This window comes from Virgibacillus aidingensis, from assembly GCF_010994035.1.
Lineage (GTDB): Bacteria > Bacillota > Bacilli > Bacillales > Amphibacillaceae > Virgibacillus_N.
Window position 1 is genome coordinate 13230 of sequence record NZ_WIXN01000031.1, and the last position, 22356, is coordinate 35585.

Consider the following 22356-nt stretch of genomic DNA (forward strand, 5'->3'; position numbering starts at 1 on the left):
ATACTGTAATTGTATAGACTCCATTTAGTCACTCATTCCTCATCCTGCAAACTCGCCCATTCTTCCATCAAATCCTCGGCTTGCTGTTTTAATTCATTTGTTTCCGTGGTCAGGCTGAGGGCTTTTTCATGATCCTGATAGACATCAGGTTCGGTCATTTGCTCCTCGAGGTCTGCAATGGTTTCTTCCAGCTTTTCAATTTGTGCTTCCAGTTCGTTAATTTTTCGTTTTCGCTTCCGTTGTTCACTTTGCAGCTGCTTCTCTTCTTTATAGCTGTTTTTCTTCGCTTCCCGTTTTTTTGTTTTTTCCCTTGCCTGCCTCAATCTTTTCCGCTCAGCTTCTTCTTCTTTCTTTTCTGTATAATAATCATAGTCCCCAAGATAAAGGGTAATGCCATCCTTATTCATTTCAGCAACCTGATCGGTGATTCTGTTTATAAAATAACGGTCATGGGATACAAAAATAATGGTACCCGGGTAATCCTGAAGTGCCGCTTCCAATACCTCTTTGCTGTCGATGTCCAGATGGTTTGTCGGCTCGTCCATGATGAGCAGGTTCGCCTTTTTCATCATCAGCTTGGCCAGTGCCAGCCTTGCTTTTTCCCCGCCGCTTAATGCATGGACAGGTTTTAACACTTCCTCCCCGGTAAACAGAAAGTTCCCCAGCACGGTACGGATATCTTTTTCGTTAATTTGCGGATAATCATCCCATAATTCGTTGAGCACCGTCTTGGAGGATGTTAAATTTGCCTGTTCCTGATCATAGTAACCGATTTGTACATTTGTTCCTATTTGGATGGTGCCGCTCTCCGGTTTATGCTTTCCAATAATTGTTTTCAGCAAGGTGGTTTTTCCCACCCCATTGGGACCGATCAGTGCAATTCTTTCTCCGCGGTTCACGCTGAGTGTGGCATTTCTGAATAACAATGCTTCTTCATCATCATAGCGAAATGACAGGTTATCCATTTTTAACACATCATTGCCGCTGCGTCTGTTTATTTGAAAAGAAAAGGCGGCAGAGGATTCGTCACCCAGCGGCCTGTCAAGCTTTTCCATCCGGTTCAGCTGTTTCCTTCTGCTTTGGGCTCTTTTAGTAGTGGATGCCCGGGCAATATTCCGCTGAATAAAATCTTCCATCCGCTTTATCTCTGTCTGCTGTCTTTCAAATTCCTTCAGTTCTTTTTCATAATCGAGGGCCTTTTGTTTCAGAAAGTCACTGTAGGAACCATGGTATTTCTTTGTTTTATGCCGTGATATTTCATAGACGATGGAGACGGTCTTATCCAGAAAATAACGGTCGTGGGAAATAACCACAACAGAGCCGGGGTACCCTGTCAGGTAGTTTTCCAGCCAGCTCAGCGTGTCCATATCCAGATGGTTGGTCGGCTCATCCAGCAGAAGAAGATCCGGCTTGCTGAGTAATAATTTCCCCAATGACAGCCTGGTTTTCTGACCGCCGCTTAGTTCACTGATAGGTGTATCATCATCAAAATGATGGAAATGGAGCCCGGTCAGCACTGCCTTTATATCAGCTTCATATGTATAACCGCCCTCTTTTTGAAAAGTTTCCATGAGCCGGTCATAATCATGCAGCAGCTTTTCATAGTCCTCGCCGGAAAGGGTGTCAGCCTGCTGAAGTTCTTTTTCCATTTTCCGCAGTTCTTTTTCTTTATGAAGCAAACCCGCAAATACTTCCAGCATTTCATCCCAAATTGTCTTCTTTGATTCCAGCACGGTATGCTGTGCGAGATAGCCAATCGTCAAATCCTTTGGTTTAAAGAGCTCTCCTTCATCATGTGTCAGCTCTCCGGCCATAATTTTTAATAAGGTTGATTTTCCCGCGCCATTTCTTCCTACAATAGCAATTCGGTCGTTTTGTTTTACTTCCAATTTTATATTCGATAAAATCTCTTCCGCACCAAATGACTTGGAAAGAGAATTTATTTGCATCTGAATCATTACTTTCACCTCATATACTATAGTTTATCGCATTCATGAGGAAGCAAGCAATATAATTGTGAAATATATCACGACTTCTTTCTGATTTTCTGTTAAAATAGAGATGAACTATGGGGCAATGGGGTGAAGCAAATGTCTGATTTCACACATTTTAATGAAGAAGGCAGAGCTCGAATGGTGGATATTAGCGAAAAAAAAGAAACGGAACGGACAGCCATAGCGAGAACGAGTATTTATGTCAATGAAGAAATTTACCATAAGATTACGGAAAATAAGATAAAAAAAGGGGACGTACTTGCGGTAGGGCAGGTCGCAGGTGTGATGGCTGCAAAGAAAACGTCTGATTGGATTCCGATGTGCCATCCGCTCCCATTAACGTCAATTGATATATCCTTTGCATGGAACCTAGGTGAAAATACTTATGAGCTGGAAATTGAAGCATTTGTGAAGACAAAAGGAAAAACAGGTGTGGAAATGGAAGCTTTAACAGCAGCTTCTGCCACCGCGCTTACGATATATGATATGTGTAAATCCATTGATAAATCGATGGTAATTGGTCAAACCTATTTAAAAGAGAAAAAAGGCGGAAAGTCAGGGGACTATTACCGAGAAGAAATGAGGAATGAGCATGGATCAAAATAAAATTCCACAGGCAACGGCAAAGCGGTTACCGCTTTATTACCGTTTTTTAAATAATTTAAATCATCAGGGGAAAAGACGGGTTTCCTCCAAAGAACTGAGTGAAGCAGTAAAAGTGGACTCTGCAACAATCCGGAGAGACTTTTCCTACTTTGGTGCACTTGGTAAAAAAGGGTATGGTTATAACGTGGAGTACCTGCTTGGTTTTTTCCGGAAGACATTGGACCAGGATGAGGTTACAGATGTTGCTTTGATTGGTGTAGGGAATCTGGGGACGGCCTTTTTAAATTATAATTTCCTGAAAAACAACAATATAAGGATCCAAATGGGATTTGATGCGGATCCTGCCAAGGTTGGCACTGCAATCAGTGACGTTCCTATTTATCATATTGATCAGCTGGAAGAAAAAATGAAGGGCATTGAAGTTGCCATTTTAACCATTCCTGCTGAAGAAGCGGATACGGTTACCGAGAAATTAGTCAGTCTCGGAATTACGGGGATTTTAAATTTCACCCCTGCACGCATCACTGTTCCCGACCATATTCGGGTGCATCATATTGATTTGGCTGTAGAATTGCAGGCATTGGTTTACTTTCTTAAGCATTATCCATTAAAAAAGGGTCCGGTGGAGGAATAAGAGGCTGAAATAGTCTCTTTTTTTAGTGGCGCAAGTTTGGAAAGAGTGGAAATGCAACTAAAGCAGTAGTTTTTACCTATAACTTACCGATTTATGAGCCGAAAGACATCTGTATTCCAACTTGACCATAGTCTATCATGTTAATTGATGCTTTTTTTTTGGGAGAAATTTGCAATCATCATTATTTTACATATGTATCTTGTAATCTGCTGGTAAAACAGCCAGCATTTCATATGGTAAAGCATAGCAGATTTTTAAAAAACCTGGACACGAAAACACTTGCAATCTGAAAAAAAGCATTGGCAGATCGGAAGTTTTGATGGGGAAATTAGCTAATCTTGCTGATTTTTCCTTCCTGGCTGTAAATACTTTCTTTATAGCAAGAAGTAAATGTAAGGCTTGCTGACAAGGTTTGCATAAAGCCAAATACTTTTATTTAAAGCTACTTCCGGTCATAACAACTACATAGGAGGAACAGTACGTGAAGAGATCGAAATTTTTAATGACGGCAATGGGATTACTGCTTATTATTTTCCTGGCAGCCTGCGGTGATGATGCGGGAACGGAAGAAGCCGAGGGGGAAGAGGAAACAGAGGAAACCACAGAAGAAACAGAAGAAGAGAACGAAGAAGCGGGCATTCCGGAAGACGAGGAATTGTTTGAAGTGCTGGAGAGAAATATTGCGACAATGGCGGATGACGATTCTACGGGGCATATGGAAACACTGCACTCTGAATCCCCGGGTTATGCCGAGACAGAGCAAATCCTCGAAGATATGTCTGTATACACATTGGATATTGAAATTTCCGATTTAGAGGTAGAGGAAAAATCTGAAGAGGAAGCCAGGGTTTTTTACACACAGAGAAACATGAAAGTCGATGGCCCGACTTATGAAAATAATGAACTGACCGGCATTCACATTATGCGCCCGGAAGATGGAGAATGGAAGATTTATAATACAGAACTTATGGATTACATCGTGTTGGATGAAAATGGAGAACCATTAGAAGAGGGTGCAACGGGAGAAGCTGTAATGGAAGGTGAGTATGCTGATGTTGTCTCCAGCCTGGAGATGCCTTTTGAAGAGGATGAATGGGTGCTTGCCCACTACGGGGAGGATTCGGGTGAGGCAGTAGCAGAATACCTACCTGCCGGAGATAATCTGAATGACTACTCAGAACTCTTAACGGTACACTATTTCCCTGGAGGAAAAGATGGAATCGGCGTGGCACAATTTATTGACGTAATGGAGACGAATTTAACGGATATGGTGGAAGGTGAATTTGAATTTAATCGTTTTGATGAAACTGATGAAGAGGGTTTCTTTGAATTCACGCTGACAGATGATCCGGTGCAATTTGATCAGGAAGAGCTTGGCCGTGCGTTAATAAAGGATGACGATTTATTTGCAGTAAGGTATACTTTAATTGAAGATACGCTGGAAGATAGAGACGAATGGATTGAACATTTATCTGAAATTCAGTAAGGCAATTGAGTGTTGCTTTAATTGGAAAAATGAAATGAATTAATTATATACAGCATACCAAGCATGAATTGTTCTGGTGTGCTGTCTTTTTTATTGCCGGGGGTGTTATAGCGTTTTTACCCCTTACATCGCGGTCCATATCTTGCATTTCCTTCAATAAAAAACGCCCGGGGGGTTGTTCCCGGACATTTTTCAAATTTATTTTTTACTTTTTTTCAATCTGATATACAGGGCAAATAATCTGATGCTTACGCCAATCTCCAGGGTAGCAAATAAAGCAAGTATGATGGAAGTTACATTCCATATAGTATCCTCTGCACTTAGTATAGCCACGTAAATAAAGAAGATGCCCAGGAGAAAGTAGATAATAGCCATGGTGAGTGGTGAAACTTTCATAAACTAGCCTCCAATAAAGATGAACTGCAGTTCTTCCAGCATCCTTTCAATTTCTTCCGGATCAATATTATACTGTACAAGGACAACCAGTGAATTCATGGCAGCATGGACAATAATCGGCACCATAATCCGTTTTGTTTTCACATAGAGAAATGCAAAGACAAATCCCATAGTGGTGTATATTAACAGGTGCTGCGGGTCATTATGAACGATTGCAAAGATAAAAGATGACAGCAGGGCAGAAAAGATAAAGTTCATTCTTTTATAAAATTCCCCGAATATAATTTTACGGAAAATAAGTTCTTCCAGAATAGGGCCAATGATGGCAGGGACTATCATAAATATCGGTGAATAGCGGGCGATATCCATAATTGCCTGTGTATTTTCAGATCCTGGATCAATGCCAAGAAGTTCCATTTCTATCATGGCAGCCAGTCCCTGGCCAAAATAGGCCATGAACAGACCGAGAAAAGACCATAATATGATTTGCCCGGCACTGGAAGCATCACGCGCACTCCCCATTTTCATATCCGGCCGCATTAATAACAACACAATCACAAGTGCAAGCGAAAAGCTGAAAATAGTCCAATACACAAGGATATCTGCTTCATTCAAGGGAATCAGGTCTGTAAAAGGAACGATCAGCAGTGCTGAATATTGCATGATAAAATAGGTTATAATGACCCACCAATAACGTTTAGGCAAATTGAAACGACTCCTTTATATTACTTTATACAGTATATGCGCTTTAGGCAGAATTCATTTTCCGTGTATGAGTGTGTTTAATGGAAATGTAATGGTTTCCGTACTGGCTTGTAATTTGCGTACATACCATGTGTATTTTATCATAATTAGAGTGCGATTTTATAATGGAATGTATGGAAGGGCTTGTTTTTTAACAAAAAAATATAAATCATGATGACTCAATACTTGCATTTTTAAACAGAATTAATTATTATATTAATTGGAGTTAGCACTCGGCGGCTTAGAGTGCTAACAATCAAAAATAATATGAACCAAGGAGGCATTCTACAGATGATTAAACCACTAGGGGATCGTGTTGTTATCGAGCTTGTCGAGCAAGAAGAAACAACTGCAAGCGGAATTGTTCTACCCGATTCTGCCCAGGAAAAACCACAGGAAGGTAAAGTTGTAGCGGTTGGCTCCGGCCGTGTTACCGACAATGGAGAAAAAGTGGCACTGGAAGTAAGTGAAGGTGACCGCATCATTTTCTCAAAATTTGCCGGTACAGAAGTGAAATATCAAGGGACAGAATACTTAATTTTACGTGAAAATGACATTTTAGCTGTAGTAAGCTAATTCAGGATAAACAGATAATCATAAAGAATTTTAGGGAGGTATTTTAATGGCTAAAGAAATTAAATTCAGTGAAGATGCCCGCCGTGCAATGCTGCGTGGGGTGGATACGCTGGCGGATGCAGTCAAAGTAACATTGGGACCTAAAGGGCGCAACGTGGTTTTAGATAAAAAATTTGGTTCACCATTAATTACAAATGACGGTGTAACGATCGCAAAAGAAATCGAACTGGAAGACCAATTCGAAAATATGGGTGCACAGCTTGTATCTGAAGTAGCATCCCAAACAAACGATGTTGCCGGTGACGGTACGACAACAGCTACAGTACTTGCGCAATCCATGATTACGGAAGGATTGAAAAACGTTACCTCAGGTGCTAACCCTGTGGGAGTTCGCCGCGGGATTGAAAAAGCAGTTGAAGCAGCAGTAGAAGAGCTGAAAACTATTTCCGAGTCCATCGAGTCAAAAGAATCCATTGCACAGGTTGCATCTGTTTCTTCCGGTGATGATGAAGTGGGAAGCCTGATCTCAGAAGCGATGGAACGCGTTGGCAACGACGGTGTTATCACTATTGAAGAATCAAAAGGATTTAATACAGAGCTTGAAGTAGTGGAAGGGATGCAATTCGACCGCGGATATGCTTCTCCATACATGGTAACTGACCAGGATAAAATGGAAGCAGTTCTCGAGGATCCATATATTCTAATTACAGATAAGAAAATCGGCAACATCCAGGAAGTACTTCCTGTGCTTGAGCAAGTAGTACAGCAAAGCAAACCGCTTCTGTTAATCGCTGAAGATGTAGAAGGCGAAGCACTTGCTACATTGGTTGTAAACAAACTGCGCGGCACATTTAACGCAGTGGCAGTGAAGGCTCCAGGGTTTGGTGACCGTCGTAAAGCAATGCTGGAAGATATTGCTACATTGACAGGCGGAGAAGTAATTACCGAAGATCTTGGTCTGGACCTGAAGAGCACAGAGCTTGAGCAATTGGGCCGTGCTTCCAAAGTAGTAGTAACTAAAGAGCACACTACCATTGTAGAAGGATCAGGAAACCCTGAAACAATTTCTTCCCGTGTTCAGCAAATCCGTGCACAGGTGGAAGAAACTACTTCTGAATTTGATAAAGAAAAACTGCAGGAGCGTCTTGCCAAACTGGCTGGCGGCGTAGCAGTAATCAAAGTTGGTGCTGCAACCGAAACAGAATTGAAAGAGCGTAAACTGCGTATTGAAGACGCGCTTAACTCCACACGTGCAGCAGTGGAAGAAGGTATCGTTTCCGGTGGTGGAACAGCACTGGTCAATGTACTGAAAAAAGTAGAAGAGCTTCAACTCGAAGGTGACGAAGAAACTGGTGTTAATATTGTACGCCGTGCACTGGAAGAACCTGTACGCCGTATTGTGGAAAACGCCGGCCTGGAAGGCTCTATCATTGTAGAGAAACTGAAAGGCGAAAAAGTAGGCGTTGGATATAATGCAGCTACCGGAAAATGGGTAAATATGGTTGATGCCGGTATCGTTGACCCGACAAAAGTTACCCGCTCTGCACTGCAAAACGCAGCATCCGTTGCAGCAATGTTCCTGACTACGGAAGCAGTAGTAGCAGACATTCCGGAAGATGAGCCGGCAGCTGGCGGTGGAATGCCTGATATGGGCGGAATGGGCGGCATGATGTAAAAGACCACCCAAACCCCTTGAGACAAGCGATTTTTCGAGTGTTACAAGGAAACTGACCACATTTTGACCACATTCCCTGGTGAAAATGTGGTCTTATTTATTTTTGAATACCTTTCATTAGTTCACCGAACTTTTCAGATGCTTCAATTTTTCGGCTCTTTAAAATAAACTCTTGTGATAGTATTATCATCAACGTGCCAGCCGTTCCATGTTCTCAGGTAAACTTACACCTGCTTCAGCCAATAAAGATGTATGAGTATGCCTTAGAGAATGGGGGGGCAAATATTCTTTTTTACCCATTTTCTTTAGCAATCGTCTCATTCTATTTTTAACTGTTTTAATGAAATCTGGGTAACCAGGATACTCACCCATTTTATGCGGAGGAAGACATTTGGGTTAAGCAAAAAGGTGACTATATAATTGAAGAACTGTCTGAACCTATCGAAATATCAGCAGGAAGAAATGCTTATATAGATATGATTATATAATTCTAAACAGGATTTCAAAAACCCTTTATTTTTAGAATGAAAATTATGGTAAAATGTAGGTAAAAAGAATGGGGGTCACTTAGATGAATACAATAGCAAGAGCATTATTCATTATTGGTTGGATAACCATTGCGTCAGGAATCATATTAGCATTTACTAATTTTCAGGTAGTAGTTGGTTATGAAGAACCATTAACAAGCTTCTCTGAACCTGAACCGATTGTAGAAGAATCATTCACTGTCTTTATATCGTATGTAGTTGCAGGTTTAGTGGTCGGGATCATGATGTTGGGTTTTGGAGAAATAGTAAATTTATTAGATAGAATACACAGATCAATAAATGGAAATCCAGGAACCGATTCAGAAACTAAAAATAAGAAAGGTGAAGTTTCAAAATACAATCAATTTATACAGGATAGTATCAATAATTAGGAGTGGCAGCAGAAGAATACAAAGATATTGATAAAATAATGGCTGAAATGTATGAGTATAAATAATGTGATATTTTTTAGTGTCACAAAAAATATCACATAAATATACATTTGGGTAAAATAACACAAAATATCCTCTTAGACAAATAGATTAATAGCATTGATATTCGGCACTCTACAACTCTATAAGTAATCCTTGAAATTCAGTCCATCAAGGGCGGCATGATGTAATAAGGCCCCCCAAACCATTGATATGATTGGGTTTTATGTAAGATGAGAGTGTGATGTTAACATGGAGGTAAATTAACGGAGGCTTCTTTTTTCATTCCCTGTGTTATGTGTAGGTATACATCTTCAGTATTTTGGGCATTTTAATGCCCAAAATACCTGCTTTGAGCGATGTATATGTCCTAGAGAAGTTAATTCTGGATTCAGAAAGGCTAGGTTTAGCAGCCATTCGTTTTTAGGTAGTGTTGGTGACAATGGGAAAATCACCTGCTTTTAGCCGAGTGTTCAAGAAGAGCAGACAATGAAAGTATTTCTTCAGTCTTTGCTTTTATTCTTGATTACGCTGTTTCAATCATTCCGATAAAATTTTTCAACAAGTTTCCAATCTTTGATGAAATAATTCCAAAGGTTAGGTCTTCTTCTCACTGCTAATGGGTGATAGGCAACTGCGGTTTGAAATCCGTGAACAGTATGAAATTTACCACGTAAAGATTTCACGTCAGTTTCGGTGTCCTGGAAGAAAGATTGGACCGCAACATTTCCAAGACAGACAATGTACTTGGGCTGTTTGGTTTCTAACTGCATTTTCAGATGACTTATACAGATTTGCCTCGTTTTTTCTTTATCATAGGCACGTGTTGGCCTTCGCTTCAGTATATAGGTTACATATATATCTTTATCCTCAAGTCCTACCTCATAGACAGCCTTTTGCAATGTTTTCCTAGTACTACAAACAAAGGGCTGATTTTCTCGATTCTCTCGAGAGCCAGGATTATCTAATAGAACCATAATAGGTGCATCTGGATTTCCTTCCCCCCAAACCATACGTGTTCCATGTTTTATAAGTCCGCAGTGTCCACAATTGATCAGGTGTTCGGGTGTTGTCTCTTCGGGCCATAAAGTCAATGGTTCTACTCCTTTTCTGGTCTTCTTTTCTATTATTATGTTGTATATAAATTAAATATATACAGAAAAAAGAAATGCTTACTACACTAAGCATTTCTTGGTTGCTCATATATTTCTGAAATATCCTAATACATTTAAATACTATTTATCGACAAGGGTTATCATACAAGCAGTGTCTTTCGTTTTATTGGAAGCTATCTATATAAGGAAAATGGATAAAGCAATAGAGACAGCTTGCATAAACTGGCCAAAGGTATGGAGATGTTCTATTCAAAAATTATTATTTTAGGCCAGTATAAGCTAACATAGAGAAAGCGGTTAGATCAGTTATGCACCTTAAATTAAAATGGATAGTTTTAAACAAAGTCCTATAATTTATTAAAAACTTAATATCATTTTATTGACTGGAAAAATTATGATAAAAAAACAAAAGAAACAGATTATGGAAAAGTTGATGGACTTTAGCTATGGTTTGATACCTTTAAGGAGCCTTAATACACCAATGATTGTAGAAAAAATAATAATACCAGAGGGGACGATTTCTTTGTTTGAAACGGAGAGGTGTTATATAAATACTTTTAAAAAACCGGATTTTGCCGATGTAAAAAAACTATATGGGAACAAGAATGTAAGGAAATACCTTGGAGGTATTCGGGACGAAGCATCAATTATAGGAGTATTGCAAAGTATGCTAAATTCGTCTGATAATGCTTTTTATTGGGTCATTAGAGAGAAACAAACAGACAATTTTATTGGTTTAGTTTATCTGAAACCTCATCATGAAGGTGTTTTTCTTGAAGTTTCTTATCAATTATTACCAGTATGGTGGGGGAGAGGTTATGCAACAGAGACAGTTCCGCCAATTATTCATTTCGCTTCTAACTAATTAAATCAGAAAAAGTTAGGTATGCATTTAGAATGCAAAGTTATAAGGTTTGGTGCTCAACAAGCTATTTATTCAATAACGCCATCCCATAATGTAAACTCTTATGATCAGTTTAGAATGTGATGAAATGTACTTTAACTAGTAAATCAGTTTATTTGAAGAAGAGTCTGGAGCCTCCAGGAAATAAAAACAACAAACTAGGAGGAATTCAGTGAGTATCAGAGGAAGAGTTATACGAGCTTTTGCATGACTTTGGAAAGTTTCGGCGATGACGGCAAGGTGAAAGTAAATAATCATGGAATAGTCAGTATATTAACCGCAAAATTCTCGTCTTTTACTGTGAAATATTTGATGCAAACATTGCATCCGAAGAATATACATACTTAAACAACAACAGCAGTACAGCCTCGTGGCAAAATATGTCCTTACTGAAAAATCTTACTGACTAAAACTACAATGAGGGCACTCCTTCAACATCCGCTGACAGGTGTAAAAGATAATTTATTTCATAAAATCCTTTAATCTTATCATAAAAAGCCGATATACAAAGATAGAAATAGTAACATATACCTATTTTTGGGTAAATTCACGACGGAAGGACATAGAATGATGCAAGATTCCTTAATACAAGAAGATGTACATCCAATCCTGCGATCCTTTATCGAAGTAGCTCCATACCTTCAATTACTGGTGAATGACGATATAACAGTTGGCATTTATGATACGGAAAAGTTATTAATCAATATTCCTGCAAAAACCTTCTCACTAAATGTATCTCCTGGCGACCCATTGCTTGAAGGGGATATTATTGCAAAAGCGATCAGTGAGAATGATAATCAGGCAATGATTGTACCGGCAGATTTATTTGGTGTAAACCTTGTTTCACGTGCCATCCCGATCCGTGATGAAGATGGACAAGTCATTGGGGGAGTTGGAGTTGGCTTAAATGTTGAAAAGGCCAACAAGTTATCAGAGATATCTTCCAGTCTATCAAGCGTGATCGATGATGTAACAAAAACTGTGCAGGAAATGGCTGAATCAGTGAATGAATTAGCGACAAATATCACCTTTGTTTCTGAAAAGGCAAATGAAGTTACAAATAGTGTGGACCTTATTGAGGAAGTTTCTACGGTTGTGAAAGGTATTGCAGATCAGAGTAATTTACTTGGATTAAATGCAGCTATAGAGTCAGCACGTGCCGGAGAGCAAGGAAGGGGATTTGGCGTTGTCGCTGATGAAATCAGGAAGATGGCTGCTAATTCAAAAGACAATGTACAGGAAATCCAAAATATTACGAGCCAAATTAAAGAAGTGATCGGAAACCTGAATAAAGATATACAAAAAGTAAATATAGAATCTAATACACAATCCGCTTCCATTGAAGAATTGACAGCCACAATGGAAGAAATCAATGGAAATATTCACAGTTTAGCAGAGTTGGCAAGAGAAAACATCGAGTTAAAACAATAATGGGGGAGTAGACTATGATGAACTTTAAAGAATTAGCAAGCCAATATATTAACGGGGAATGGAAAAACGGTTCCAGTAATTTAAAAATGGAAAATAAAAATCCTTACAACGGTGAAATTATTGCAACCTATCATGCTGCCAGCAAAGCCGACTTGAATGCTGCATACGAATCGGCACAAACTGTACAGGAACAATGGGCAAAAACTAACCCGGTGGTACAAAGAGAAGTGTTTGACAAAGCTGCGGACTATATTCATGAAAATCATGAAGCCATAGTCGATGTAATTATTGACGAAATTGGCGGTACACGCTTAAAAGCAGAATTTGAGATTGGTTTAGTTACAAATATGATTAAAGAAGCAGCCACTTTCCCTATGCGGATGAACGGAACCATTCTGCCTTCTCCCATAGACGGGAAGGAAAACCGGGTTTATCGTGTGCCGGTAGGTGTAGTTGGGGTCATTAGCCCATTTAATTTCCCATTTTTTCTATCCATGAAATCTGTTGCACCAGCTTTGGCTGCCGGCAATGGTGTTGTGTTGAAGCCGCATGAGCATACAACTATTACCGGAGGCACACTGATTGCTAAAATATTTGAGCAGGCCGGATTGCCTAAAGGTCTGTTAAATGTTATCACTACTGAAATATCGGAAATTGGAGATAACTTTGTAGAGCATCCGATTCCACGTGCCATTTCTTTTACGGGTTCCACAAAAATCGGAAAGCATATCGGAGAAGTTGCTGGAAGAAATTTAAAAGAAGTTCACCTGGAATTAGGCGGGAATAGTGCTTTGGTTGTTCTGGAAGATGCTGATATTGATTTAGCTGTAAGTGCAGGGGTATTCAGCCGGTTCACCCATCAAGGGCAAATCTGTATGTCAGCTAATCGCTTAATTGTTCATGAAGACGTATATGATGAATTTGTGGAAAAATATATTGATACAGTATCCGGTCTCACTTGTGGCGACCCGAAAGATCCGAACACGATTATTGGCCCGGTTATTAACGAACGCCAGGTTAAAACGACTGTGGAATTAATTGAAAAAGGCATTGAAGAAGGTGCCACTCCTTTGCTTAAAGGAAAAGTTGCAGGAAACGTCATAGAACCAGTTGTATTTACAGATGTTACTCCGGATATGACGATCGCAAATGAGGAATTCTTCGCTCCGGTGGTATCTATTATGAAAGTAGCAAACGAAGAAGAAGTACTGACATTTGCTAACCAAAGTCCGTATGGTTTAAGTGGTGCCATCCATACAAAAGACGTTGAACGTGGTGCCGAACTTGCGAAACGGATGGACACCGGGATGATCCACATCAATGACGGAACAATTAATGATGAACCCAACGTTGCTTTTGGCGGGGTGAAAAACTCGGGAATTGGACGATTAAATGGTGAATGGAGCCTGGACGCATTTACTACAACTAAATGGATCTCCATTCAGCATACAAAACGTGCTTATCCATATTCTTAATTTGAAATACTCCTCTCAATTTTTTGAGGGGAGTAATTTTGGGTTAATTTAACTATATGGAAAGAGATGTCTAAAGACAATTATATCACTCTGGTTTCCTTAATAACTTTGATATAAGATCCCTTCTGCGTGGGCATGAAAACACGCCATATTCCGGGGGCGCGAGCAAGGAATGGAGTGGTTTAGCTGATGTTTTATATAATTCCCAGGTTGGTCAGGACTGGGAACCTTCTTTTTATATTATGAATCAATCCATTTATCTCAATATATCCTGGTCACTAACCGGTAAAGTCGGAGAGGAGGTTTTAAGGTTTTTATACGCTATATAAAAAGACATACCAGAACCGATAAGAAAGAAGATGGCAGCAATAAAGGCAAGCCGCTCTGTTGGTATTTCTGCCAGCATATTTAATGGGTTCATTGCTTCTGTACCTCGCACTATGGGCATAATAACACCTCCAAAATTTCTGCGCTTTATTATTAGCGTATTCAACAAAGCGTTTTTTTCTTGGACTTTGAATATGCCAATCTAATTTAAAGAATGATATGGCGGCACCGGGGATTATAATAAAAATCACTGCCGCCCTCAGGGTATATGAATGATTTTCAAACTCACCCTTAACATTTAGGCGCTTTGCGAAACTTCTCCTTAATTTTCAGCAGTTTGCCTATCCCTCTTTATTAAAAGAGATAGTAACAATCCCGTGACAGAGAACAGGAAAGCAACGAAAAAGGCGGTTTTTACTCCCTGCAGGAATTGTAATGGATCAGCCATATCGTTTCCCGCTGCAGCTCTCGTAATAAAGGAGATAATAAATGTCAGACCAAGTGATCCTCCGAATTGGCGGGCGGTATTGATAATTGCTGTTCCATGGGCAATCAAATTATCCGGCAATGCGTTTATACCGGCGGTCATAAGCGGCATGTTGATTAGTGCCACTCCGGCCATGGACACCATAAACAGAAATGCCGTAAACAGGAAGGAACTAGTTGTCTCAAGTCCGAAATAATACCAGAGTGTACTGACAGAAAGCAATACAAACCCAATAATCGTGATGATTTTCCCTCCGTATTTGTCATATAAATTTCCGGCAAACAGACTCATTACCGCAAGCGTCAGGGCACCAGGCGCTACGACAATTCCCGCATATAACGGGGAAAGCTGCTGTGCATTTTGGACGTACATGGGCAAGATAGTTTCGATGGAAATCAGCAGGCTGAAAGAAATAATGGATATAATGGCCACCAGTGCAAAAACCGGCACTTTAAGTAATCGCAGCTCCAGAATCGGCGTTTTTAACCGCAGCTGTCTCACCACAAACAATAGAATGGCAGCAAATCCTGCAATTATGCTGATCATGGCACTGCTGCCGGCTGTTTCTGCCTCTATCATATTAACCCCATATAAAACCCCGCCAAACCCTATGCTTGACAGGAAAATAGAAAGGAAGTCAATTTCTGTATCCCGCTGTTCGGTTACATTACGCATAAACAGGAAAATAAAAATCAATATGATTGCTGCAACAGGAAGCGTAAAGAGAAAGACCGAGCGCCATTCAAAATGATTAATCAGCACACCGGAAATTGGTGGCCCAATGGCAGGAGCCACATTAATTACGAGTCCTGCGAGCCCCATGGCATATCCCCGTTTTCCTCTTGGATAGACAAGAAACAGAATCGTTTGCATTAACGGCATCATAATTCCGGAACTAATGCCTTGAATGATGCGCCCTGCAAGCAACACTTCGAAGGACGGCGAAAACAGACCAAGCACTGTTCCGAGGGAAAACAAAAACATGGCACTAATCATTAATGTCCTTGTTTTAAATTTATCAATTAAATACGCTGTCATAGGAATAAGAACTGCTACGGCTAACATAAAACTGGTTGTTAACCACTGCACTTCACTCGCATTTATTTCAAATTCAGCCATGATTTTAGGAAAAGCTGTGATGAGGAGAAATTGCGTTAAGACGGATAGAAAAGAAGACGCGAGCGCAATCGCCACCATCAATTTCCTATGTACTGGCGATAAAAATTCAGAAGCCATTGTGTGACCTGCCTTTCTCATTTACTGCACGATTTAAAAATAGGACCATACTGCACAATTATAAGATAACAGAGCCTCAATCTCTATTAAAGTCCCATCATATCCTGTTGTCAATGCTTCCTGGTAATCTAATGATAAATATAAAAATCTGCTTTTTTCCCGATTATTCGCAAGGCGATAAGGGAGAACAGGAGCAAGGATCTTATAGTATGTAATCATCTATGGCCATCCTGTTGTAATATTTAATCCTGTAAGGTTATGCATATTTTTGGTAAAACTATCATAAAATATAAGCGGGATTTAAACCAATTAGTGAAAGGATAGGATTGCATGGATGAAAAGTCATCAAGAAACCAAAAGCCTATTCAAGATAATATTAAACAACAGCAATTGGATAGGTACCGGATAAGTAATGTCGGGGAGCCCATGACGACAAAGGAAGGGAAAAAAATATCTCAGGATCAGGATCAGCTGAAAGCAGGTATACGGGGTCCTGCTTTGAGACAGGATTATGAATTCTTTGAGAAAATGTCGCACTTTAACCATGAAGAAATTCCGGAAAGAGTTGTGCATGCCAGAGGGTATAGTGCCCATGGAGAGTTTGAATGTTATCAGTCGATGAGACATGTAACAAAAGCAGGCTTTTTACAAGAAGCTGGTAAAAAGACGCCATTAACCACCCGTTTTTCGACCGTACAGGGACCTAAAGGATCCTATGATACTGCCAGGGATTTGCGGTGTCAGGGGGTAAAGCTGTACACAGAAGAAGGAAATGTCGATTTGACTACCATAGCAATGCCGGTATTAATTAACCAGGATGCAATGAAATTTCCGGATGCGATGCATGCATATCAGGCTAAACAGGATGATGATATACCAACTGCCACTGGTGCGCACGACCATTTTTGGGACTATGTAGCCAATAATCCGGAGTCATTGCATATGGTGACATGGATCATGTCTGACCGGGGTGTATTAAGAAGTTATCGGATGATGGAATCTTGGTCAATAAATACGTATCTTTTTGTCAACGAACAAGGCAAAGCAACATTTATGCGATATGTTTGGAAGCCTGTACTTGGTGTCCATTCCCTGACCCATGATGAATACCTGAAAATCGGCGGACTGGATCCTGACTTCCATCGTAAAGATCTAAGGAAAGCAATTGATCAAGGTGCCTTCCCTGAATATGAATTAGGTGTCCAGCTGATCCCAATGGAGGATGAATTTAAATATGATTTTGATGTGCTTGATCCTTCCAAGTTTTGGCCAGAAGAGCTTGTGCCAGTTCAAATTGTCGGTAAGATGACATTAAATCGAAACATTGATAATTACTTTACGGAATCCGAACAAGTGGCATTTAACCCGACAAACGTTGTGCCGGGAATTGATTTCTCCAATGACCCCGTCCTTCAGGGAAGGCTCATGGCCTACAGGGATACACAACAGCACCGGCTTGGCAGCACGAATTATGATGAACTGCCGATTAACCGTCCGATTTGTCCATTTCACAACAATACCCGGCGAGGTTTTATGAGACAGCGAATAGATGTGGATGAGGTAGACTACCATCAAAATTCACTGGCAAATAACACACCTTACCCTGTCCCCCCTGAGCAAGGCGGCTATGAATATTATCCAAAAAAAGTGGAAGGGCATGTGATTCGCGCAAGAAGCGATTCATTCAAAGATTATTTTTCACAGCCGAGAATATTTTGGAACAGTCTGACACCCGTGGAAAAGCAGAACACTATTGTTGCTTTCAGCTATCAGCTCGGAAAAGTCAGAAGTGAATCCGTTCGAAGACAAAACGTCAATTTATTGGTCAATGTAGATAAAGAATTGGCTTCGATGGTTGCCGACAATATCGGTGTAGAACGTCCGAGCGGAACCCATGTACCGGTTTCAACCAGTTATCCTTCCCTCAGCCAGGCCAATACGCCAAAGTATGCATTCACACAAAAAGTAGGTGTACTGATTGGCGATGGATTTAATGGTGCAGAGGTAATAAATGTGCTTAACCTGTTAAAACAAAACGGAATCTTTATAGAAATTATTAGTGACACCCTTGGTACGGTAAGGGGTGATGATGGTACAGAGATCACGGTGGATGAAACATTTCTTACATCAAGTCCTTATCTGGTTGACACACTATATGTGGTTGGCGGAAGAGCAAATAACCAGGCAAATTTAAATGTGGAAGTCGCGGAATATATCCGTGTTGCATATAAAAATTTTAAACCAATTGGTGTTGCCTCGACTGGACAGTCGTTCATTAAAACATCAAATAAAAATAATCTCGCCGGGGTTGTTTTTGCAAAAGATAATGCTAATTTTGGGGAGGATTTTATCAAAGCAATTGCACAGCAGCGCTTTTGGAATAGAAAATAGGCTTTGATTCGGACAGTTGTATGAACTGCGGATACTACATACCGAGTCTTATAACCTTTTGTTTTATGAGAAGTATGCTTCGAATAAAAATCGGTATGAAAAACTTATAGCAGACAAACTAAAAACAGGATAGCCGTACAATATGCTTTCCTGTTTTTTTTATATTCCGCAACGCTTTCAATAACCTTAACCTGCAGTGGCGGAGAATTCGTTCCAATGTCCTTCACACCATATTTATTGAAGCCCCAGTTTTCCCTTCATTGTCTCTATTGCTTCATTCACGGCAACATCAACTACAGTCGTTTCATCAGTATCCCACTGTACTCCCTCGGGCAATTCAAATTGGAATTGCTCCGCATACGGGGCAGGATGTCCCAATAGATACTTTGAAATTTCCTTGGCAATAAATTCCCTGGCTTCTTCCGGGGTGCGTTTGCCAGTTACCACTTCATGCATCATATTTAATGAGAGGATATTTGCCCCCTCATTATCACAATGGACAGCGACTTCACCTCTTGTCCGGTCTATAACAATACTTCCATCTATTAGCGCAATTATACCGACTTGATCAGCTGGAACATGATAATCAATATATTGCTCCAGCACATCAATATGCGGCTCGGGAAAATCGTGGGGGACTTCTTCATGGTAAACAATAGTTCGTTTCCATGGCCCGTTATCATACCAGATTAACATGCTGGAAACTGCTTCATGTGGAGGGCCGTACATATCAATAGTATGCTCACAGACCATTCTAGCGGTTGCCGGCGAATCTTCTATCATTTTCTTAGCGAACTCCAAGTCAACTGTATTAACGGGATGCTTCTTTCTATTTCGGACAGCATGAAGCTTTATATTGCTTGTCATCGCCATTGCCGCTGTTTTTAAACGTTGCTCATCAGACGTTCTGCTTGCACCTGTTGCCTGTAGTTCATCGTTGTTCACTTGACGTCCATCCTTTTAGAAATAAGATATTATGTTTAAAAATGAAAATCCGGTATTTTAACATTAACAATTCGGTATTAGACAGAAGGGCTGCTGTAAGGTAATGATTATTTTCAGAATCTCCGGAGCAACAGTAGCGTTTTGTTCTGCCGCAGCAATTAATGCAGCTGATCTTTATCAACAAAACGGCCGTAGTCCGGAACCGCAATCTCATCAAAATGGTCGGCGAGCCTTTGCAGACTGGTAGTCAGCAATTCGCCGGTCATAGGGGCACCGTGTCCTGTCACTGCTGCAGCCGGCTTGAGTTCCTTCAGCTTAATGACAGATTCTTTTGCTGCCTTCCAATCCGGGGTGAGATACCTTGGCGGTCCGGTAATCTCCTGTTCCTGTGTCAGTACTTTGTAAAGCTGTTCTTGCTTAACGGTACTGAAAGCATCACCCGCGATCAATGTGCGGTCACTTTCCCGGAAAAGGGAGATATGACCAGGAGTATGCCCCGGTGTATGAATCCATTTAAACTCTGGCATATAGGGAACCGTGCCATCGGATGGCAGCTTTTTCACGCTGTCACCCAAATTCACCGGTTCGTTAGGGAACATGGGAGACATTTCTGAAACCATGCCACCTTCTACTGTTGAATCCGGTTCTGGGTAACGCATTGCCCCGGTCAGATAAGGCAATTCCGCTTCATGTGCATAAACTGGAACTCCCCACTGATCAACAAGCTCAATCACGGCTCCGACATGATCGAAATGGCCATGTGTTAAGATGATAGCCTTCGGGCGGGCATTTTTACCAAACCGCTCTTCCACAGCGGACAGAATTTCGGGTGCTGACTCAGGCATCCCGGCATCGACTAATACAAATTCGCGTTTTTTTGGATCCCCTACTAAATGAATATTAACGATTTGATTTGTATAGCTGTATAAATCAGGTAAAACTTCTTTACCTTTACCACTCTCTATTGAGGTGGCGGGGATATATTTGTAATCACTGCCATACTGCATTTCCTGATCCATTTTTCAACCTCCTAAAATAAGTAAATTCAGATTCTGAATAGGAAAACTGAAGCGTATTCGAACAATGCATACCCTTAAAATACCCTTTTAAATCTATTTTATTCAGGGTAAATTACCTGCTATTTAAATCAAACTTGATCAAAAATGCAGCCGGCGGAAATGATGAATAGAATTTCTATCCGTATTGCGAATGTCCCGTCCTATAGAATTTTTATTAAAACCCCGAAATTTTTATTTCTGTTTCCGCAGGTTTTAGTTTCATACTGATTTCCCAATGTCGTATTGAATAAAGTGTGGCTGCCTGTGTGCTGACCGTTTCATATAATCGAAAAAAGTTCTGCTGGTTTCGAGCCTGTTTTTCAATTTTCTAAGCAATAGTATATTCTCTTTTCCAGGTTTGTACGTAGCATATCGTATAAAAGGAAAGGAGAATCATAAATGTTAAACTTTTCGATGATTGAGTTAAGCAGACGAAAGGGGAAAAAGCTGGATAAGCAGATCAAACGGAATTTCATTGATTTTTACCGGCCATTTCGCTTTGTTCCATGCTTCCTGCATCGGCCGCTTGAGAAATTGAGAAAAAGTATGAAGCGCATGCCAGTAATTATAGAATTTGAACATGATTGCTTTGCTGATGGTTTAAAAGTTGTGAAGAACACAAGAAACCGCAAACTGCGCGAATTCCCTTCTATTTCCTGCTGCTCGGCTGATTTATCCATGAAAAATGTTGAAAAATTGGTTGATAGCTGTGATCATATTAAAAAAGTCCACTTGGATAGAGAAGTAACTACCTTACTTGATACTGCCACCCCCTCGATAAACGCGCATCAATTACAGGAAAATGGCCTGACAGGAAAGGATATTACTATCGCGGTAATTGACACGGGAATAGAGCCCCATGCTGATTTAGAAGGCCGCATCACGGCATTTCAGGATTTTGTAGGGAATCAGACGGAAGCCTACGATGATAATGGACATGGCACTCACTGTGCCGGGGACGCAGCAGGCGACGGTGCTGCTTCAAATGGGCAATATAAAGGCCCTGCACCTGAAGCGAATGTAGTTGGGGTCAAAGTGTTAAATAAAATGGGGTCTGGTTCTCTTTCTACCGTAATTGAAGGGATAGAATGGTGTATAGAGAATCGAGCTGAGCATAATATAGATATTCTTTCCTTGTCACTTGGGTCAGATGCCACTGTTCCTGCAGAAGAAGATCCGGTTGTAAGGGCTGTGGAAGCAGCATGGGATGCGGGTATGGTAGTTTGTGTTGCAGCAGGTAACTCAGGACCTGAAGCTGAGACTATCGGCAGTCCCGGCACCAGTCCAAAAGTGATTACCGTTGGTGCTGCTGATGATCGTAATAATACGGATCGTTCAGATGATACGGTTGCTGATTTTTCCAGCCGCGGACCAACGATTGATGGATATACAAAACCGGATTTATTGACACCTGGTGTTGAGGTTGTTTCTTTAAGGGCGTCCGGATCATTTCTTGATAAGACAAATAAATCGTCTCGCGTCGGTTCAAGCTACACCTCTTTATCGGGAACTTCCATGGCAACTCCGATATGTGCCGGAGTAGCAGCGCAACTGCTTCAAAGCAATCCGGAACTAACCCCTGATGAGGTGAAGCAGCAATTAATGGAAGCATGCGAAGATATCGGACAACCATCCAATGTGCAGGGGAGCGGCTATCTGAACGCTGCTAATTTAATAAAAGCTTAATTTTATTTGGGCAAAGTCTTTGGATGACATGTAGATGCCTCGAACTTACTCCCCCTATTATCCAGGGGGGTATAACTTTTGGACAACTGTCTGATCAAAATCAATACGAACAGAAAAATATTAAAGCAAAAAGTCTGCTGAGTACAGCTCAGCAGCTTTTTGCTAATCGATCGAGCTACCCCAAAAATCGATCGAGCTACCCCAAAAATCGATCGAGCTACCCCAAAAATCG

General features: G+C 40.6%; 23 protein-coding genes. 12 read left to right on the forward strand and 11 right to left on the reverse strand.

All coding sequences use genetic code 11. The annotated features are described in order from the left end of the window. Positions 1-32: 32 nt before the first annotated feature. Positions 33-1958 (reverse strand): ATP-binding cassette domain-containing protein, encoded by a 1926-nt coding sequence (locus GHD25_RS18600; protein ID WP_164219686.1) that lies wholly within the window; start codon positions 1956-1958, stop codon positions 33-35. Between the two features lie 132 nt (positions 1959-2090). Between GHD25_RS18600 and moaC the strand changes: the two genes are divergently transcribed. Then, positions 2091-2600 (forward strand): cyclic pyranopterin monophosphate synthase MoaC, encoded by a 510-nt coding sequence (gene moaC, locus GHD25_RS18605; protein WP_164219726.1) that lies wholly within the window; start codon positions 2091-2093, stop codon positions 2598-2600. Beyond that, positions 2581-3234, forward strand: a complete 654-nt coding sequence (locus GHD25_RS18610; RefSeq protein ID WP_164219687.1) for a redox-sensing transcriptional repressor Rex — start codon at positions 2581-2583, stop codon at positions 3232-3234. The genes moaC and GHD25_RS18610 overlap by 20 nt, the downstream gene beginning before the upstream one ends. A gap of 186 nt (positions 3235-3420) precedes the next feature. On the opposite strand, the gene GHD25_RS18615 is transcribed toward GHD25_RS18610, so the two are convergent. Then, positions 3421-3660, reverse strand: a complete 240-nt coding sequence (locus GHD25_RS18615; RefSeq protein ID WP_164219690.1) for a hypothetical protein — start codon at positions 3658-3660, stop codon at positions 3421-3423. A 55-nt stretch (positions 3661-3715) separates the two neighbouring features. Here GHD25_RS18615 and GHD25_RS18620 point away from each other — a divergent pair, with 55 nt between their 5' ends. Continuing rightward, complete coding sequence (locus GHD25_RS18620; RefSeq protein ID WP_164219693.1) at positions 3716-4720, forward strand: hypothetical protein; 1005 nt, start codon at positions 3716-3718, stop codon at positions 4718-4720. A 198-nt stretch (positions 4721-4918) separates the two neighbouring features. On the opposite strand, the gene GHD25_RS18625 is transcribed toward GHD25_RS18620, so the two are convergent. Further along, positions 4919-5116, reverse strand: a complete 198-nt coding sequence (locus tag GHD25_RS18625) for a YdiK family protein (protein WP_164219695.1) — start codon at positions 5114-5116, stop codon at positions 4919-4921. Positions 5117-5119: 3 nt separating this feature from the next. After that, a complete protein-coding gene (locus GHD25_RS18630; RefSeq protein WP_164219697.1) occupies positions 5120-5821 on the reverse strand; it encodes a CPBP family intramembrane glutamic endopeptidase in 702 nt (233 codons plus the stop codon). A gap of 330 nt (positions 5822-6151) precedes the next feature. Between GHD25_RS18630 and groES the strand changes: the two genes are divergently transcribed. Together groES and groL are read left to right on the forward strand one after the other, a co-directional pair. Then, positions 6152-6436, forward strand: a complete 285-nt coding sequence (gene groES / locus GHD25_RS18635; RefSeq protein WP_164219699.1) for a co-chaperone GroES — start codon at positions 6152-6154, stop codon at positions 6434-6436. Between the two features lie 46 nt (positions 6437-6482). Further along, positions 6483-8111: a chaperonin GroEL gene (groL, locus tag GHD25_RS18640; RefSeq protein ID WP_164219701.1), complete on the forward strand. Its 1629-nt coding sequence runs from the start codon at positions 6483-6485 to the stop codon at positions 8109-8111. A gap of 189 nt (positions 8112-8300) precedes the next feature. Here the strand turns inward: groL and GHD25_RS20345 are convergent, their stop codons facing one another. Further along, the gene (locus GHD25_RS20345) at positions 8301-8483 is read right to left on the reverse strand and encodes a tyrosine-type recombinase/integrase (protein ID WP_346426803.1); all 183 of its coding nucleotides are present in this window, start codon (positions 8481-8483) and stop codon (positions 8301-8303) included. A 199-nt stretch (positions 8484-8682) separates the two neighbouring features. On the opposite strand from GHD25_RS20345, the gene GHD25_RS18650 reads away from it, so the two are divergent. Then, entirely contained in the window at positions 8683-9030 is a 348-nt protein-coding gene (locus GHD25_RS18650; protein WP_164219703.1) for a hypothetical protein, read from the forward strand. Between the two features lie 575 nt (positions 9031-9605). Here GHD25_RS18650 and GHD25_RS18655 read toward each other — a convergent pair. After that, the gene (locus tag GHD25_RS18655) at positions 9606-10163 is read right to left on the reverse strand and encodes a uracil-DNA glycosylase (RefSeq protein ID WP_240452425.1); all 558 of its coding nucleotides are present in this window, start codon (positions 10161-10163) and stop codon (positions 9606-9608) included. Between the two features lie 442 nt (positions 10164-10605). Here GHD25_RS18655 and GHD25_RS18660 point away from each other — a divergent pair, with 442 nt between their 5' ends. The 4 genes from GHD25_RS18660 (at position 10606) to GHD25_RS18670 (ending at position 13994) form a co-directional block, all read left to right on the forward strand. After that, positions 10606-11049, forward strand: a complete 444-nt coding sequence (locus tag GHD25_RS18660; protein ID WP_240452428.1) for a GNAT family N-acetyltransferase — start codon at positions 10606-10608, stop codon at positions 11047-11049. Between the two features lie 252 nt (positions 11050-11301). Further along, positions 11302-11436 carry a hypothetical protein gene (locus GHD25_RS20300; protein ID WP_276207857.1) on the forward strand — a complete coding sequence of 45 codons (135 nt, stop codon included), beginning with the start codon at positions 11302-11304 and terminating at the stop codon, positions 11434-11436. 222 nt (positions 11437-11658) lie between these two features. Beyond that, positions 11659-12519, forward strand: a complete 861-nt coding sequence (locus GHD25_RS18665; protein WP_164219730.1) for a methyl-accepting chemotaxis protein — start codon at positions 11659-11661, stop codon at positions 12517-12519. Positions 12520-12533: 14 nt separating this feature from the next. Beyond that, positions 12534-13994 carry an aldehyde dehydrogenase family protein gene (locus tag GHD25_RS18670; RefSeq protein WP_164219705.1) on the forward strand — a complete coding sequence of 487 codons (1461 nt, stop codon included), beginning with the start codon at positions 12534-12536 and terminating at the stop codon, positions 13992-13994. Positions 13995-14250: 256 nt separating this feature from the next. On the opposite strand, the gene GHD25_RS18675 is transcribed toward GHD25_RS18670, so the two are convergent. The 3 genes from GHD25_RS18675 to GHD25_RS18685 form a co-directional block, all read right to left on the reverse strand. Then, positions 14251-14442 carry a hypothetical protein gene (locus tag GHD25_RS18675; RefSeq protein ID WP_164219707.1) on the reverse strand — a complete coding sequence of 64 codons (192 nt, stop codon included), beginning with the start codon at positions 14440-14442 and terminating at the stop codon, positions 14251-14253. 201 nt (positions 14443-14643) lie between these two features. After that, complete coding sequence (locus tag GHD25_RS18680; RefSeq protein WP_164219710.1) at positions 14644-16044, reverse strand: MDR family MFS transporter; 1401 nt, start codon at positions 16042-16044, stop codon at positions 14644-14646. Between the two features lie 33 nt (positions 16045-16077). Continuing rightward, a complete protein-coding gene (locus GHD25_RS18685) occupies positions 16078-16263 on the reverse strand; it encodes a hypothetical protein (RefSeq protein ID WP_164219712.1) in 186 nt (61 codons plus the stop codon). A 111-nt stretch (positions 16264-16374) separates the two neighbouring features. Here GHD25_RS18685 and GHD25_RS18690 point away from each other — a divergent pair, with 111 nt between their 5' ends. Further along, entirely contained in the window at positions 16375-18435 is a 2061-nt protein-coding gene (locus GHD25_RS18690) for a catalase (RefSeq protein WP_164219714.1), read from the forward strand. A 234-nt stretch (positions 18436-18669) separates the two neighbouring features. Here the strand turns inward: GHD25_RS18690 and GHD25_RS18695 are convergent, their stop codons facing one another. Next, positions 18670-19380 (reverse strand): hypothetical protein, encoded by a 711-nt coding sequence (locus GHD25_RS18695; protein ID WP_164219716.1) that lies wholly within the window; start codon positions 19378-19380, stop codon positions 18670-18672. A 158-nt stretch (positions 19381-19538) separates the two neighbouring features. Continuing rightward, positions 19539-20399: an MBL fold metallo-hydrolase gene (locus GHD25_RS18700; RefSeq protein ID WP_164219718.1), complete on the reverse strand. Its 861-nt coding sequence runs from the start codon at positions 20397-20399 to the stop codon at positions 19539-19541. Positions 20400-20837: 438 nt separating this feature from the next. On the opposite strand from GHD25_RS18700, the gene GHD25_RS18705 reads away from it, so the two are divergent. After that, positions 20838-22124 (forward strand): S8 family peptidase, encoded by a 1287-nt coding sequence (locus GHD25_RS18705; RefSeq protein WP_164219720.1) that lies wholly within the window; start codon positions 20838-20840, stop codon positions 22122-22124. Positions 22125-22356: the final 232 nt, after the last annotated feature.

Coding starts and splice junctions, on each gene's coding strand:
- GHD25_RS18600 (WP_164219686.1), bottom strand. CDS start 1,958: ATGATTCAGATGCAAATAAATTCTCTTTCCAAGTCATTTGGTGCGGAA.
- moaC (WP_164219726.1), top strand. CDS start 2,091: ATGTCTGATTTCACACATTTTAATGAAGAAGGCAGAGCTCGAATGGTG.
- GHD25_RS18610 (WP_164219687.1), top strand. CDS start 2,581: ATGAGCATGGATCAAAATAAAATTCCACAGGCAACGGCAAAGCGGTTA.
- GHD25_RS18625 (WP_164219695.1), bottom strand. CDS start 5,116: ATGAAAGTTTCACCACTCACCATGGCTATTATCTACTTTCTCCTGGGC.
- groES (WP_164219699.1), top strand. CDS start 6,152: ATGATTAAACCACTAGGGGATCGTGTTGTTATCGAGCTTGTCGAGCAA.
- groL (WP_164219701.1), top strand. CDS start 6,483: ATGGCTAAAGAAATTAAATTCAGTGAAGATGCCCGCCGTGCAATGCTG.
- GHD25_RS20345 (WP_346426803.1), bottom strand. CDS start 8,483: ATGGGTGAGTATCCTGGTTACCCAGATTTCATTAAAACAGTTAAAAAT.
- GHD25_RS18650 (WP_164219703.1), top strand. CDS start 8,683: ATGAATACAATAGCAAGAGCATTATTCATTATTGGTTGGATAACCATT.
- GHD25_RS18660 (WP_240452428.1), top strand. CDS start 10,606: ATGGAAAAGTTGATGGACTTTAGCTATGGTTTGATACCTTTAAGGAGC.
- GHD25_RS18665 (WP_164219730.1), top strand. CDS start 11,659: ATGCAAGATTCCTTAATACAAGAAGATGTACATCCAATCCTGCGATCC.
- GHD25_RS18670 (WP_164219705.1), top strand. CDS start 12,534: ATGATGAACTTTAAAGAATTAGCAAGCCAATATATTAACGGGGAATGG.
- GHD25_RS18675 (WP_164219707.1), bottom strand. CDS start 14,442: ATGCCCATAGTGCGAGGTACAGAAGCAATGAACCCATTAAATATGCTG.
- GHD25_RS18680 (WP_164219710.1), bottom strand. CDS start 16,044: ATGGCTTCTGAATTTTTATCGCCAGTACATAGGAAATTGATGGTGGCG.
- GHD25_RS18685 (WP_164219712.1), bottom strand. CDS start 16,263: ATGATTACATACTATAAGATCCTTGCTCCTGTTCTCCCTTATCGCCTT.
- GHD25_RS18690 (WP_164219714.1), top strand. CDS start 16,375: ATGGATGAAAAGTCATCAAGAAACCAAAAGCCTATTCAAGATAATATT.
- GHD25_RS18700 (WP_164219718.1), bottom strand. CDS start 20,399: ATGGATCAGGAAATGCAGTATGGCAGTGATTACAAATATATCCCCGCC.
- GHD25_RS18705 (WP_164219720.1), top strand. CDS start 20,838: ATGTTAAACTTTTCGATGATTGAGTTAAGCAGACGAAAGGGGAAAAAG.